The sequence below is a fragment of the Christiangramia lutea genome, from assembly GCF_022489035.1.
Lineage (GTDB): Bacteria > Bacteroidota > Bacteroidia > Flavobacteriales > Flavobacteriaceae > Christiangramia > Christiangramia lutea.
Map to the genome: position 1 here is coordinate 625,568 of NZ_JAKVTV010000002.1, position 14,418 is coordinate 639,985.

Sequence of the window (14,418 nt, forward strand, 5' to 3'; positions counted from 1 at the left end):
GAATTATTAATTACATTTATGCAAATTTATGGCTTTCATGAAGCTTCCACTCCTTTTTTCAATGATTTTTAGCATTAGCGGACTTTATGCTCAATTATATATTGCACCTTCTGAAAAGTCTGATAGCTATGTTTATGTAAAAGACCGGGTTTTATTTGTACAGGACGAGGTCCATTTGATTGAAAATAAAAAGGATAAATTAACTCCTAACATCTATCTCCGTAAAGGCAGTCAACTTTTGCAAGGAGATAAAGATTCTTCGGAAAATAAGGGATCCGGGAAGCTTTCCGTTTATCAAACCGGAACATCCAATGCCTATGATTATAATTACTGGTCTATCCCTGTATTTGTAAATGGCGGAAGACTGGACGATTATATTTACGAACCACAAAGTAATTTGATAAGCAAAAGATCAAACTTGATTTCAGGCCTTGATGGTCAAAGCACACCTCTTAATATATCAAACCGTTGGATCTATACTTTCTCTGGAAACAATTATTCAAACTGGTTATTTGCTGGTGATAATTTTGACCTTTTACCGGGAGAAGGTTTTAGTATGAAAGGCGTAAATGGAAATAATCCAAATCTTATTGACGATAAACCAATAAATAGCGGGAGTTCACAAACATACGATTTCAGGGGTATCCCGGGGAATGGATTAATTGAGCTTCCTATAAAAAAAGAGCAGGTTTTGCTGGTAGGTAATCCCTATCCCTCAGCGCTTGATCTAAATAAATTTTTAATTGAAAATACTGCAACTACAGGTATTGCCTATTTTTGGGATTCACGGGAAAATGGAAACTCTCACTACCTGGCAGATTACGAAGGAGGTTACGGCACTTATTCCCCCGGAACCGGAGTATACGTCCCACCTGTTTTTAAAAAATATTCTGATGGAAGCGAAACGGGAACAACCGGGAAATATTATGAAAGAAAGATAAGTCCCATTGCCCAGGGTTTTATGATCATGGGTAGAACCGAGGGAATGATCAGCTTTAAGAATTCTCATCGCCTATACCAGAAACAAGAGACTGATATTTCTGTTTTTAAATCTTCAGAAAATAACATGTCCTTAAATTTAATTATCGAGATCGACTCTACCTATATTCAAAAACTGGCATTGGTATTCAGACCAGACGCTAGCACAGAGGAAGACCACGCCATGGACGCCAGGAAAATGAATATCAATCCTAAAGATATTAGCTGGGGAATTGGCAACCAGCCTTTTGTTGTGAACGTACGACCTAAGATCAGTGAAGAATTAATTCCATTAAAAGTTTCAATAGACCAAGCTTCAGAACTTAAATTTTCGATTAGTGATCTTCAGAATTTTGATCCCGCCAGGGTTTTCATTTATGATTCCAGAGATGATCTTTACTTCAATATTAAAACTGGTTACTTAAAAATGCATCTCGAAATGGGAGAATATACAGACAGGTTTTTCTTTAGCTTCATTGAAAACCAACCAGAGGAAACTACTAAGCCTGTTATCGGAAGCCCTTCAGAAAGCATTGATAAACCTGAAAACATACTCCTAAATTCTATCGAGATCTTTCAAAATAATTTCCATCAGCAATTGGAAGTAAAAATGTTGTATGATTCAGAGATCAGCTCATTAAGACTGTATGATTTGAATGGCAAAATTATATATGCTGAAAATTTCAGGTTAAAGAATAAAGAATTTAATCTTCCTACAGCAAATTTGAGCAACGCTGTTTATATTGTAAAGGTAAACACAACTGATAACAAAGAACTAACGAAAAAAATAGGCGTCAAAAATTGAACGGAATAGAAGAATATATGCTTCCCTGTGTTAATAAAACCTTTTTCGGGGTGGATTGCACAGGATGCGGAGCTCAACGTGCTGCATTTTTACTTTTCCAGGGAGAATACAGCAAGGCATTTTTTATGTATCCGGCCATATACAGTATCGGATTTTTGTTGCTATTCCTGGTATTCAATCTTTTTTATAAATTTAAGTTTGACTATAACATTAAAATTGGCCTTATAATTTTCAATGCTATTATAATTGCTGGTTCATACATTTTTAAAATGATTCATATTTTCAACTAACCAACCACAACATTATGGAAAAAAGAGAATTACCTAATTCAACATTGATCTTAGTTTTCGGGATTTTATCTATCCTTGGCTGTTGCTGTTATGGAGTTGCCGGGATTATCTTCGGAATTATTGCCCTGGTTATGGCGAAAAGGGCCGTTGAAATCTATAACGCCGATCCAGAAATTTATACAGGCTATCAAAATGTTAAAACAGGGCGAATCCTTGCCATCATTGGCCTGGTCTTAAGCGGTCTTAGCATGATAAGCACCATCATTGCTATTATTTCCTACGGCGGCCTGGAAGGCATTCAGGAAATGCAGGAGGAGATCTTACGTGAATATGGAGGTTGATAAATTCTCCTGGAAATAAAAAATCCCGCAATTTGCGGGATTTTTTATTCAATAATATAGACCAAATTATTTTTCGAACTGTTTCAGGGTCGAGGTTATAATATCTACACAATCTCTTAATTGCTCTTCATTCATTACCAACGGTGGTGCAAACCTAATGATGTTTCCGTGCGTTGGTTTCGCCAGAAGACCATTTTCTTTAAGAGCCATACAAATATCCCATGCCGTAGAGCTTTCTTCAGAATCGTTTATTACGATCGCGTTAAGCAGTCCTCTACCTCTAACCAGGTTTACGATATTGGATTCTTTAATATAATCATCCATCAACCTGCGGAAAAGTTTCCCCAGCTTTCTTGCATTCTGAATAAGGTGTTCATCCTTAACCACATCTAAAGCGGCTACTGCAACTGCAGCAGCTACAGGATTTCCTCCAAAAGTAGAACCGTGTTGTCCCGGCTGAATTACATCCATCACCTCATTATCTGCTAAGACAGCTGAAACTGGATAATTACCTCCAGATAATGCTTTTCCAAGAATTAGAATATCAGGTTTACTATAGGTTTCTTCCTGCCTTTCGCAATGTCCTTCACAGGTACAATGTCCGCATACGGCAAGTAAACCTCCAGTTCTTGCGATCCCGGTTTGTATCTCATCTGCCATGAAAAGAACATTATATTTATTACAGATCTCCTTGGCTTTACTCATGTAATCGTCGGCAGGCGTAAAAACACCAGCTTCACCCTGAATTGGTTCAACCAGGAATCCGGCAACATTAGGATTAGCTTCAAGAGCCGCCTCCAAAGCATCAGGATCATTATATGGTATCTTAGTAAATCCTGGGGTATATGGCCCAAAGTTCTTTCTGGCTCCCTCATCATTTGAAAAAGAGATCACCGTAGTTGTCCGACCATGGAAATTATTGGTACAAACTATTATTTCAGCTTCAGTTTCCTTAACACCCTTTCTTTCATAAGCCCATTTACGAGCGATCTTTATGGCAGTTTCCACAGCTTCTGCCCCGGTGTTCATAGGCAGTAACTTATCAAAACCAAAATATTCGGTGGCGTATTTTTCGTAAGCTCCAAGCACGTCATTATGGAATGCTCTTGAAGTAAGAGCAAGTTTTGAAGCCTGCTCATGCATGGCTCCAACGATCTTTGGATGACAATGACCCTGGTTCACTGCTGAATAGGCAGATAGAAAGTCATAATATTTTTTACCTTCCACATCCCAAACATGAACACCTTCTCCTCTGCTTAGTACAGCAGGTAAAGGATGGTAGTTGTGTGCTCCATGTTGGTCTTCAAGTGCAATCGCTTCTTCTGAAGAATTAATTTTAGGTAATGGCATGTTAGTTTTTCGTTTTTGAATTAGTGTAATGCTATTCCTTCTTTTCCGGTTGAAAATCGGCAATACGGGAGAGAAATCATCCCTGAAATTTGAATTGTTGCAAATTACTAAATGTTTGCTGAAAATTTCAACTGCCTCCTATTTAAATCTTGTTAATTATCCTATTTTTGCGCTATGGCAAGAAGAAAGAAAAATAAGCTTTTTACTGAAATTGAAGTCACTGATGCCGGAGCCAAAGGGAAGGCAGTCGCTAAATCTCCAGATGGAAGGGTCATTTTTATAGATAATGCTGTTCCGGGTGATGTTGCAGATGTACAAACAACCAGGAAGAGAAGATCGTACTACCAGGGAACTGCCGTAGAATTTCATAAGCTTTCCGATAAAAGAACTGAACCTGTATGCCAGCATTTTGGAACCTGTGGAGGATGTAAATGGCAAAACATGGATTATAAGTTCCAACTAGAATACAAACAACAGGAAGTAAAGAACAACCTGCGCAGGCTAGGAAAAATTGAACTTCCAGAGATCACCCCTATATTAGGAAGTGAGGAGATCTATTTCTACCGAAATAAAATGGAGTTCTCTTTTAGCGACAGCCGTTGGCTTACCCAGAATGAAATACAAAGCGGGGAGAATATAGAAAATAGAAATGCTCTTGGTTTCCATATTCCAGGTATGTGGGACAAGATCCTCGATATCAAAAAGTGTCATTTACAGGCAGATCCAAGCAATGCCATCAGGAATTTCGTAAAGGAGTTCGCTACTGAAAATAGTCTTGAATTCTTCAATACAAGAAACCAGGAAGGTCTTTTGAGAACACTGATGATTAGAACGACCTCTACCGGTGAGATCATGGTATTGGTTCAGTTCTTCGAAGATGATAAGGAAAAGAGAGAATTACTTCTGAATGCCGTAGCAGAAAGATTTCCTGAGATCACCTCGCTTCAATACGTAGTGAACAATAAGGCGAATGATACCATCTACGACCAGGAAGTGATTTGCTTTAAGGGCCGTGATCATATTTTTGAAGAAATGGAAGGTCTCAAATTTAAGATCAACGCCAAGTCGTTTTATCAGACAAATTCAGACCAGGCCTATAATCTTTATAAGATCGCCAGGGAATATGCCGATCTTAAAGGTGATGAACTGGTCTATGACCTTTATACCGGAACGGGTACCATCGCTCAGTTCGTAGCAAAAAACGCCAAAAAAGTGATTGGGGTTGAAGCTGTACCGGAAGCAATAAAAGATGCAAAAGAAAATGCTGAGCGCAACAATATCGATAATACCGAGTTCTATGTTGGAGACATGCGAAAGGTATTCACCGAGAGTTTTATAGCGCAGCACGGTCACCCAGATGTGATCATTACAGATCCGCCAAGGGATGGAATGCACAAGGACGTTGTAGCCCAAATTATTGGTATATTGCCACAGCGAATTGTATATGTTAGCTGTAATTCTGCGACCCAGGCAAGAGATCTTGCCCTCCTGGACGAGCATTATAAAGTTACCAAAGTACAGGCAGTAGATATGTTTCCGCAGACGCACCATGTTGAAAATGTAGTTTGCCTGGAAAAACGATAGATTTTTATGAAATTAAGGACATATTCTCTTCTCCTACTTATCGGAATTTTGATCAGCCTGGGCTGCCAGCGTGATGATATTTGCCCGGAAACTACCGATACAACTCCATTATTAATTATTCGATTCTACGAGAATGAGGAACCAAATGATCTTCAGGCTCCTCAGAACTTAGGAATTAGAGAAGAGGGAAATGAAGATTATGTTTTTATAAGAAATGAAGATAACCGGGACGAGACCATAACTTATCAGCGGTTCACTGGAGACAGTTTGGCCATTCCATTACGCACAGACAGTGATCAAACTATTTTCGAGTTTATCGTAAACAATACTGATGCTGCAGAGGAAGAAGGTATAAAGAATACAGATGTAATTAGTTTCACCTATGGAAGAAATGAAAATTATATCAACAGGGCCTGTGCCTATAAGATAAACTACGTAGGCCTTAAGGTAAATCTGGAAGAAGGGGATGATGGCAGCTGGATTGAAGAAGTACAGATTGAAGAAGTTAATATTGAAGACCAAAATCAAGCCCATGTATCGATATTTTTCTAGTCTTCTTATAATTTTATTACTGGGAATTTCAGTAAAAGCTCAACAAAACTTAGCTGTCAACGATACGGTTGAATACACTGAAAAATACGGGATAAGAGTTGGTGTAGATCTTAGCAAACCCATTAGATCCTTTATTGATAATACTTATAAGGGTATTGAATTCGTGGGTGATTACCGGATCTACAAAAATTATTATATAGCCGCTGAACTGGGAAATGAAGAAATAATCTTTGAGGGCGATAATATCGAAACAATCACCAACGGAAGTTATATAAAGGTTGGTGGAGATTACAACGCCTATGAAAACTGGCTGGATATGCAAAACGCAATAGTTGTAGGATTACGGTATGGTTTTGCAACTTTCTCTCAAACCCTGGATAACTATAGAATTTATACCTCTTCAGACTATTTTGGCCCCGATATTAGAGAAGATGATTCAGAAACTACTGGATTAACCGCCAGCTGGGCCGAGGTGATCTTAGGAATTAAAGTAGAAGTGCTAAATAATCTTTACCTGGCAGCTAATGTTCAGCTAAAAAGAAGAATTGGTCAGAACAGCCCTGGAAATTTTGACAATCTCGCCATTCCAGGTTTTGGAAGAACTTATGATGGAAGTGAATTTGGTGCTGGCTTTGGTTACACCATCTCCTACATGATCCCATTCTACAAAAAAGCCAGGAATTAAGAATTCTGCTGCTTACTTCTTTTCTTAGATCCTTCGTATAGGACATATTTTAGAAGTCTGCCTTCTAATGGCCCATTATAAATTTTGATCTTTCTGGAAGCTCTTAAGCCCACACTTTTGATAGCTTCGAAATTTGTAGCGATGAACCAGGCATGTGTTCCCGGGTAATTCTGCTTCAGGGTGTCTCCTATCCTACCGTAAAACTCCTCTACATCAATTTCCAGTCGCTCGCCGTATGGTGGATTGAAGAGCATATGCAGATATCCGTCATTCTCTTTTTCACTTTCGAAAAAGCTTTTTTGCTGTATCTCTATAAATTCAGAAAGATTGGCGTTTTTCACATTATCCTTTGCTTTCATAACCGCTGATGGTGCCTTGTCGTATCCTTTGATCTTAAAATGAAAATCCTTGATCTTTTTCATTGATGATTCCTCAATTTTCTCAAACAGGTCCTCATCCCAATCGTTCCATTTTTCGAAGGCGAATTCCTTTCTATTCAGGTTCGGCGGAATATTACAGGCGATCATGGCCGCTTCAATAGGAATTGTCCCGCTTCCACACATCGGGTCCAGAAAATCGCATTGCCCATTCCAACCAGACATCAATAACATCCCGGCCGCAAGAACCTCATTAATAGGTGCAATATTGGTAGCAGATCGATATCCTCTTTTATGAAGTGAATCTCCTGAACTATCGAATGAAACATTACAGAAATTCTTTTCAATATGAATATTAATTCGCAGGTCTGGGAATTCGAGATCTACATCTGGTCTTTCCCCAAATTTCTCACGGAAACGATCTACGATCGCATCTTTAGCTTTTAAAGCAACGTACTGGGAATGAGTGAAAATATCAGAATGTACCGCAGAATCTATAGCCAGGCTTCCTCTTACATCAAGGAACTTTTCCCAGGGCAACTTCTTGATATTATTATAAAGTTCCTCCTCTGAGTTAACTCGAAAACTTTCATAGGGTTTCAGGATCTTAATAGCTGTTCTCAAACAGAGATTTGCCTTGTACATGAAGCCTTTGTCTCCCACGAAGCTAACCATACGGTTCCCTTCTTTTATATCCATTGCTCCAAGTTCCAGTAATTCTTTTGCCAGGATCGATTCAAAACCAAATAAGGTCTTGGCGATCATTCTGTAGTTATTAGCCATAATCCTTCTTTATAGAACGACAAAAATAAGTTAATTTTGTCCGAAAGTATAATTATTGCAGGATTGTTCAGCGATTTGTTTTGGACTGTCCACGACCAATCAACCATAAATAATTTGCCAACAGATCTATATATTTATCTACTGCCCATACTGGCCGTAATCATCGGTTACGTAATTTCACTTTTTCTCAAACCGGGAAGCTCTTCAGGCTTCAAGTTATTGCTGGCTTTTAGTGGTGCTTACCTACTGGCCGTCACAGTACTTGAACTGTTACCTGAAGTATATCGTGAACCCGATACCGGAATTGGTGTATTTATCATGCTGGGTTTATTATTGCAGATCGTTCTCGAATTTCTTTCAAAAGGTGTTGAACACGGGCATCTTCATTTTAATGAAAATTCCTCGGCCTTGCCGGTTATGTTGCTTTTCAGTTTAAGTTTACACTCTTTACTCGAGGGGTTTCCACTAGACAAGGATAATCATCTTCTTCATGGCGTGGTAGTTCATAAGATTCCAGTTGCAGCAATCCTTTCGGTATTCTTGTTGCATAGCAAGCTGGGTAAACTGAAAGTGTTTCTATTCCTGGCATTTTTTGCACTTATGACTCCTCTGGGAAGCTGGCTCAAAAATAATATAGCCATAATCTCGGAATATTCAGAATATGTAAATGCCATGGTGATTGGTATATTTTTACATGTTTCTACGACCATACTTTTTGAGTCTTCGAAAAATCACTCCTTCAATGCATCCAAGCTGGGAGTGATCATTTTAGGAATTTTACTGGCTTACTTTATTTAAAATGTTCAGCAGGGAAGAATCTAAAAAATTACGACAGGAGTTCTGGACAAGTTTTGGAAAGGAATTTCCGCATAAGTGGTTGTTGTATAACACTAAAATGAAAGAAATTCAGCTCAAATTCAGTTTTACGAGGAAATTTGCCATGGTATCTCTGGATATAGACGATGACGACGAACTAATACGAGCATATTATTTTGAAAAGATGAAGTCTCTGGAAAAGATTCTGAAATCTGAACACCTACCGGAAGCGATCCTGGATGAATTTCATGAATTGCCTGAAGGCAAGATCATTTCCAGAATTTATACGAAGATCGATGGTGTTAGTATTCATAATAAAAAAGACTGGCCTGAGGTCAAGAATTTTCTAGCTACCAATATGCTGCAGTTAGAAGAGTTTTTTAATGATTTTGCCGATTTTATTAAAAACTAGGCAAGCATAAGTCATTTTTTACTATTTTGACTTTCAGAAAGATAGAGACTTCCTGTCATTCCCTACCACATCTTTTTATTTTTTACTAATCCATTTAATTTTTTAAAAGATGAAAACGATTAAATTTTCACTGCTTGCTTTTTTGTTTATTACTTTTATTTCATGTTCGTCTGAAAGTGACGATCCCGATGAAGAACAAGGCGATGGTACCATTTCCTCTGAGATCGTGGATGAATGGAATCTTGAAGCCTGGGATTACAGTATGACCTCCAGTTTTGAAGGTATAAGCGTTACAAGCCTGGGAGAAGCAAAGGATATTAATGCCAGCATAAAATTCAACTCAGACAACACATTCAATTTTCAGGGAAACTACACGGTAGTAATGGATATTGAAGGACTTACCAACGAAATGCCTGTAAATGGAGCTTCCAGTACCGGAGATTACAGTATAGACGGATATATGCTCAACCTTAGCAATACTTTGGGGGAAATGCAGGGACAGCAGGTTCCATCTTCAGGAGGTGGAGAAATGGAAATAGTTGAAATTTCTGAAAATACCTTGATTTTAAGAGGTGAGCAGGAAATAGTTCCGGAAATGGCCGGAATGACCTCTAGAATCGAAGTGAATGAATATTATGAATTTTCGAGATAAGCGAAATAGTCTTTAAAATAAAAAGCACATGTCAAATGTGCTTTTTTTATGCCCTAACGTTAAATCTTGCCTGATAGTCTCCGGGGGCTACCTTTTTTCTTCTTTTAAAAACTCTATTAAAATAAGACCTGCTTTCAAACCCGCATTCCTGATAGATCTCTTTAATGCTCATTTCCGGGTTTTGAAGCAGACTAACCGCAAGTTTAATTCTCTCATTATTGATAAAATCGGTGGGAGAAATGCCCAATTCGTTCTTAAAGACCCTGTAAAAGTTCGATTCACTCATGCAGGCCTTCCTGCTAAGACTTTTTACTGATAATGGGTTGTGGAGATTCTTCCTGATGTATTCTACAATGTAAGCCAGCCTGTTGCTGGAACTAAGCTTAAAACTTTGATCACTATAAATTTTTCTGGAATTTGTTTGAAGAATTCTAATAATAAGTTCTTCCAGCATATTATCTACAAAAAGATCTTTGGAAGGATGATCCTCGGTAAATAAGAATAAAAGCCGTTGCAAAATCTGGTAAATGCCCGTATCATTAGTAAAATGAAAATTATAATCCATCAGGCTCCATTCCCTATTCTCCACCTTCGGCATGGATTCATTCATCCTGTTTAAAACATTATTAATCTTATCTTCAGAAATCGCCATGGCGAGGCAACGGGTTGGATTGCTAATTTGAGCTTCAGGAAAGTCTATACACATCATTTCATTTGAAGGCAGAATAAGCGATTCTCCAGGTAGAAAATTGAATGCCTGCTGATCTCGAAGGTGCATGATCTTCTTTCCCTTCAGCATACTTGCCAGGACTGGTTTGTCAAAGCGTAATAAAACCTTGTCAGCCTGTTCATGCGTTTCAAAGATATGAAGCGCAGCATTGTTCAGGGTATAAGAAGTTTGATTTTCTACAAGGTTTTCAAGTTTCCGACTCTCGTAAAATTTCTTTGATAGATCCATCAGCAAATAATTAATAATTCAGAAATAAACCACCTATTTAATCCTGAATATACAATTTAAGGATTTCAATTTTAAGAATATATCAATAAATTAAAGAATTGTTCATAGTATTGATAGAATAGGTCAGGTGTTTTTAGAATGTAGATATTAATTTTAGTAGGCTTCTAAATATAAACCAATTAGAAGTCTTCACTTTTTAGATTAATTAAAACTTATAAATTATGAGCAACGTTCAAACCACTGAGAAAAAAGATATTCAAAAGCCCAAATTCAAGGATAAATATGATAACTATATTGGCGGAAAGTGGACCGCCCCGGTAAAAGGAGAATACTTTGATAATATCTCTCCTGTAGACGGAAATAGTTTCACCAAAGTTGCCCGATCTACTGAAGATGATATAAATAAAGCGATTGATGCCGCATGGAAGGCAGCGCCAGAATGGAATAACTCATCTGCCACCTTTAGAAGCAACCTTTTATTGAAGATCGCAGATGTAATGGAAAAGAACCTGGAAGATCTTGCCAGAGCTGAAACCTGGGATAATGGTAAGGCAGTTAGGGAAACACTGGCAGCAGATCTGCCACTTGCAGTAGATCATTTCAGGTATTTTGCGGGAGTTATTAGAGCTGAAGAAGGATCGGTTGCTGAACTGGATTCTGAAACAGTTTGCATAAATGTTACAGAACCTTTGGGAGTTGTTGGACAGATAATCCCATGGAATTTCCCAATTCTTATGGCTACCTGGAAACTCGCTCCTGCCCTGGCTGCAGGGAATTGCGTTGTTCTAAAACCCGCGGAACAAACACCGGTAGGGATCATGATTCTTATGGAACTTATAGAGGATATCCTACCGGCCGGCGTACTTAATATCGTAAATGGTTTCGGTGCTGAAGCTGGAAAACCTCTGGCATCCAGTCCTAGAATCAATAAAGTAGCCTTCACAGGAGAGACCACCACCGGGCAATTAATCATGCAGTATGCCTCAAAAAATGTCACTCCGGTAACACTAGAATTAGGAGGTAAATCTCCAAATGTTTTCTTTGAAAGCATCATGGATGCAGATGACGACTATTTCGATAAATGCATTGAAGGAGCGGTGATGTTTGCCCTTAACCAGGGTGAAGTTTGCACCTGCCCATCCCGATTATTAATTCAGGAAAGTATCTACGACAAGTTTATAGAACGAGTGATAGAAAGGACAAAAGCTATTAAATTAGGACATCCGTTAGATCCAGATACCATGATGGGTGCCCAGGCTTCCAACGATCAATATGAAAAGATCCTGAATTATATCAATATAGGTAAAGAAGAAGGATGTGAGGTGCTTACAGGTGGAGAAGCTGCCTTTAATGAAGGCCTTGATGGCGGATATTATATAAAACCAACAATTTTAAAGGGTAATAATAAAATGAGAGTTTTTCAGGAAGAGATCTTTGGACCGGTAGTTTGCGTTACCACTTTTAAAGACGAAGCCGAAGCTATAGAGATCTCAAATGACACGCTTTATGGACTTGGTGCCGGGGTTTGGACCAGAGATATGCATCAGGCATATCAAATCTCTCGCGCTATAAAAGCAGGACGTGTCTGGGTGAACAACTACCATCAATATCCTGCACATGCTCCATTCGGAGGTTATAAAAAATCAGGTATTGGTCGTGAGAATCATAAAATGATGTTGAGCCACTACCGCCACACTAAGAATATGCTTGTTTCTTATGATAAAAAACCAATGGGGTTCTTTTAGAATATGCACAGTAGAGTTGATATAACAAAAGAAGCATGTGAAGTTCTAGACCAGCTTAAGGAACGACATGGTAAATTGATGTTCCATCAAAGCGGAGGATGCTGCGATGGTTCGTCCCCCATGTGCCTGGAAAAAGGAGATCTTCTCCTAAATGAAAATGATGTATGGCTGGGTACAGTTCATGGTTGTGACTTCTTTATGAGCAAGGATCAGTTCGAATACTGGAAACATACCCATCTCCTGGTAGATATCACCAAAGGCAGGGGCTCTAGTTTTTCACTCGAAATCCCCATGGGCCTGAGATTTGTGATAAAATCCAGAATGTTTAAATCTGATGAACTGGAAGACCTTCAATCCATCAAACATGGGGAAGAGTTTATGGATTAAATGATTTTTGGTTAGGTTGAAGAGAGACCAATCGGTAGTTATCGATTGGTCTTTCTGTTTATTATTGAGAAAAAATTAGAATTATTCCGTATAATGCAATGGAATAATATACTAGTTTTACTCGTTTTGACACCAGATCAATTTCCTACAATAAATACTGAAAGATTGCTATTGAGCAGAATTAAAAATTCTGACAAACCCGATATTCACAGAGGTTTATCAATGCCTGAAATAATCAAGTTTTATGGAGTGAGCTATTCAAGCCTAGAAGAAACTGAAGAGCAAATGAACTGGTATTCAAACCTCGAAAAATCCAAATCTGGCATGTGGTGGGCTATTCGTTTTAAAGATTCTAAGAAATTTTGTGGTGCTATAGGTTTTAACGATTATCACGATGAGCATAAAAAAGCTGAAATCGGCTTTTGGTTGTTTCCGGAATATTGGGGGAAAGGGATAATAAAAGAAGCGGGAAAAGAAATCATTCAATATCTGTTTTCAGAAAAAGAAATACATAGGCTTGAAGCCTATGTAGAAGCAGGAAATAAAAATTCATCCAGGGTCCTGGAAAAATTAGGTTTCAATTTTGAAGGTAGAATGATTGATTCGGAAATCAAAAATGGTAAGTATATCAGCGTTGACCTATATGCTCTATTGAACGATATAGAGTAAGAATTTACTTCTACCCTTTTATGGAAACTTAAATTAAGTTGGTAAAGGTGCCTTTCAATTTTGAAAATCGGGCCGCTTCTTTTCTATGGCTAAGCTACCTTCCGGAACAGTCACAGTTTGAAAAGGAATATTATTGAAAACACCGTTGGTTATTTTAAGTACCTCAGGAAACTGGGTTCCTTCATACTCGGTTTCTCCGGTGATCCGGTAAAATGTACCTGAAAATGTTCCTGAAATAGCAGTTTCAGAAGATTCTGTGACAGTTATTTTAATATCGGGCTCCGAATCAAAATCAGGAATATCAGCATAGTTTCCATACCAGAAATCGTTACTAAAACCGAAATAAAAGAACATTAAGGCGAAATCATTCTCATAGACCTTTGTAGTAAGTTTACCACTGGAATTATCCATTTCAGCTGTGGCCATTACCAGTTTCCTTTTCATTCCTATTGCAGTTAGATCAAATCTCTGCCCTCCCTGGTCTGGAACTACCGTTAATTGTGCAACTATATCATTGGCTTCCCATTCCAAATCTCCAAAATTTGCCTTCATATAGGAGTCCCCACTTGGTTTATCATTATTCTCAACACTATCAGAACTACAGGCTAAAATAGAAAGGGACACTAATAAATAGATTCCCTTCAAAAGAAATGATCTCATATTTAATTTATTACGGTTAGACCTAATAAATATAAAGGAATTATTTTATTACCGGTATTTATTTTCTGCAATTATTTGCAATTCAGTAGTTTTAAAAAAAATTAAGTTTTTGAATAAAATCCTTATGCTAATATAAAACGACTAATTAATCTATGAGTTTTGAAGTTTTATCTAATCAGGGTAGTCTGAAAATCTGTTGACTTTCGGGTATAAAAAAACCCTTTATCTTTTGGATAAAGGGTTTTCAAGAAGAAGGCGGCGACATACTCTCCCACAATGATAGCAGTACCATCTGCGCTAACGGGCTTAACTACTCTGTTCGGGATGGGAAGAGGTGAGCCCCGTTGCTATAGCCACCTTAAAAGGTAAGTTAT

16 protein-coding genes and 1 rRNA gene are annotated in these 14,418 nt (G+C 38.1%); 12 read left to right on the forward strand and 5 right to left on the reverse strand.

The window, feature by feature from the left end; all coding sequences use genetic code 11:
- The first annotated feature begins 37 nt into the window (after window positions 1–37).
- The 3 genes from ML462_RS09210 to ML462_RS09220 are packed head-to-tail and all read left to right on the forward strand — an operon-like array spanning window position 38 to window position 2,414.
- A complete protein-coding gene (locus ML462_RS09210; RefSeq protein WP_240713513.1) occupies window positions 38–1,783 on the forward strand; it encodes a T9SS type A sorting domain-containing protein in 1,746 nt (581 codons plus the stop codon).
- Window positions 1,780–2,073 (forward strand): DUF2752 domain-containing protein, encoded by a 294-nt coding sequence (locus ML462_RS09215; protein ID WP_240713514.1) that lies wholly within the window; start codon window positions 1,780–1,782, stop codon window positions 2,071–2,073. The genes ML462_RS09210 and ML462_RS09215 overlap by 4 nt, the downstream gene beginning before the upstream one ends.
- A 14-nt stretch (window positions 2,074–2,087) precedes the next feature.
- Entirely contained in the window at window positions 2,088–2,414 is a 327-nt protein-coding gene (locus tag ML462_RS09220) for a CCC motif membrane protein (RefSeq protein WP_240713515.1), read from the forward strand.
- 66 nt (window positions 2,415–2,480) lie between these two features.
- On the opposite strand, the gene rocD is transcribed toward ML462_RS09220, so the two are convergent.
- Entirely contained in the window at window positions 2,481–3,764 is a 1,284-nt protein-coding gene (gene rocD / locus ML462_RS09225; RefSeq protein ID WP_240713516.1) for an ornithine--oxo-acid transaminase, read from the reverse strand.
- Window positions 3,765–3,938: 174 nt separating this feature from the next.
- Between rocD and rlmD the strand changes: the two genes are divergently transcribed.
- Genes rlmD through ML462_RS09240 form a run of 3 tightly spaced genes read left to right on the forward strand, consistent with a single transcriptional unit; the run spans window position 3,939 to window position 6,585 of the window.
- Entirely contained in the window at window positions 3,939–5,348 is a 1,410-nt protein-coding gene (gene rlmD, locus ML462_RS09230) for a 23S rRNA (uracil(1939)-C(5))-methyltransferase RlmD (RefSeq protein WP_240713517.1), read from the forward strand.
- Window positions 5,349–5,354: 6 nt separating this feature from the next.
- Complete coding sequence (locus tag ML462_RS09235) at window positions 5,355–5,900, forward strand: DUF6452 family protein (RefSeq protein ID WP_240713518.1); 546 nt, start codon at window positions 5,355–5,357, stop codon at window positions 5,898–5,900.
- Window positions 5,881–6,585 carry a DUF6048 family protein gene (locus ML462_RS09240; RefSeq protein ID WP_240713519.1) on the forward strand — a complete coding sequence of 235 codons (705 nt, stop codon included), beginning with the start codon at window positions 5,881–5,883 and terminating at the stop codon, window positions 6,583–6,585. Before ML462_RS09235 ends, ML462_RS09240 begins: the two co-directional genes overlap by 20 nt.
- Here ML462_RS09240 and ML462_RS09245 read toward each other — a convergent pair.
- Entirely contained in the window at window positions 6,582–7,745 is a 1,164-nt protein-coding gene (locus tag ML462_RS09245) for a THUMP domain-containing class I SAM-dependent RNA methyltransferase (RefSeq protein ID WP_240713520.1), read from the reverse strand. The genes ML462_RS09240 and ML462_RS09245 overlap by 4 nt on opposite strands.
- A gap of 114 nt (window positions 7,746–7,859) precedes the next feature.
- On the opposite strand from ML462_RS09245, the gene ML462_RS09250 reads away from it, so the two are divergent.
- The 3 genes from ML462_RS09250 (at window position 7,860) to ML462_RS09260 (ending at window position 9,625) form a co-directional block, all read left to right on the forward strand.
- Window positions 7,860–8,543, forward strand: a complete 684-nt coding sequence (locus ML462_RS09250) for a ZIP family metal transporter (RefSeq protein WP_240713521.1) — start codon at window positions 7,860–7,862, stop codon at window positions 8,541–8,543.
- Window position 8,544: 1 nt separating this feature from the next.
- Window positions 8,545–8,973 carry a DUF4268 domain-containing protein gene (locus tag ML462_RS09255; protein ID WP_240713522.1) on the forward strand — a complete coding sequence of 143 codons (429 nt, stop codon included), beginning with the start codon at window positions 8,545–8,547 and terminating at the stop codon, window positions 8,971–8,973.
- Between the two features lie 109 nt (window positions 8,974–9,082).
- Complete coding sequence (locus tag ML462_RS09260) at window positions 9,083–9,625, forward strand: lipocalin family protein (RefSeq protein WP_240713523.1); 543 nt, start codon at window positions 9,083–9,085, stop codon at window positions 9,623–9,625.
- A gap of 46 nt (window positions 9,626–9,671) precedes the next feature.
- Here ML462_RS09260 and ML462_RS09265 read toward each other — a convergent pair whose 3' ends face one another.
- A complete protein-coding gene (locus tag ML462_RS09265; protein WP_240713524.1) occupies window positions 9,672–10,583 on the reverse strand; it encodes an AraC family transcriptional regulator in 912 nt (303 codons plus the stop codon).
- Between the two features lie 221 nt (window positions 10,584–10,804).
- Here ML462_RS09265 and exaC point away from each other — a divergent pair, with 221 nt between their 5' ends.
- The 3 genes from exaC (at window position 10,805) to ML462_RS09280 (ending at window position 13,384) form a co-directional block, all read left to right on the forward strand.
- Window positions 10,805–12,328 (forward strand): acetaldehyde dehydrogenase ExaC, encoded by a 1,524-nt coding sequence (exaC, locus tag ML462_RS09270; RefSeq protein WP_240713525.1) that lies wholly within the window; start codon window positions 10,805–10,807, stop codon window positions 12,326–12,328.
- A 3-nt stretch (window positions 12,329–12,331) separates the two neighbouring features.
- Entirely contained in the window at window positions 12,332–12,715 is a 384-nt protein-coding gene (locus ML462_RS09275; protein ID WP_240713526.1) for a DUF779 domain-containing protein, read from the forward strand.
- A gap of 171 nt (window positions 12,716–12,886) precedes the next feature.
- On the forward strand, window positions 12,887–13,384 hold the full coding sequence (locus ML462_RS09280; protein ID WP_240713527.1) for a GNAT family N-acetyltransferase: 498 nt from the start codon (window positions 12,887–12,889) through the stop codon (window positions 13,382–13,384).
- Between the two features lie 54 nt (window positions 13,385–13,438).
- Here the strand turns inward: ML462_RS09280 and ML462_RS09285 are convergent, their stop codons facing one another.
- On the reverse strand, window positions 13,439–14,044 hold the full coding sequence (locus tag ML462_RS09285) for a hypothetical protein (RefSeq protein WP_240713528.1): 606 nt from the start codon (window positions 14,042–14,044) through the stop codon (window positions 13,439–13,441).
- A 250-nt stretch (window positions 14,045–14,294) separates the two neighbouring features.
- Window positions 14,295–14,405 (reverse strand): 5S ribosomal RNA (gene rrf / locus ML462_RS09290).
- Window positions 14,406–14,418 lie beyond the last annotated feature (13 nt).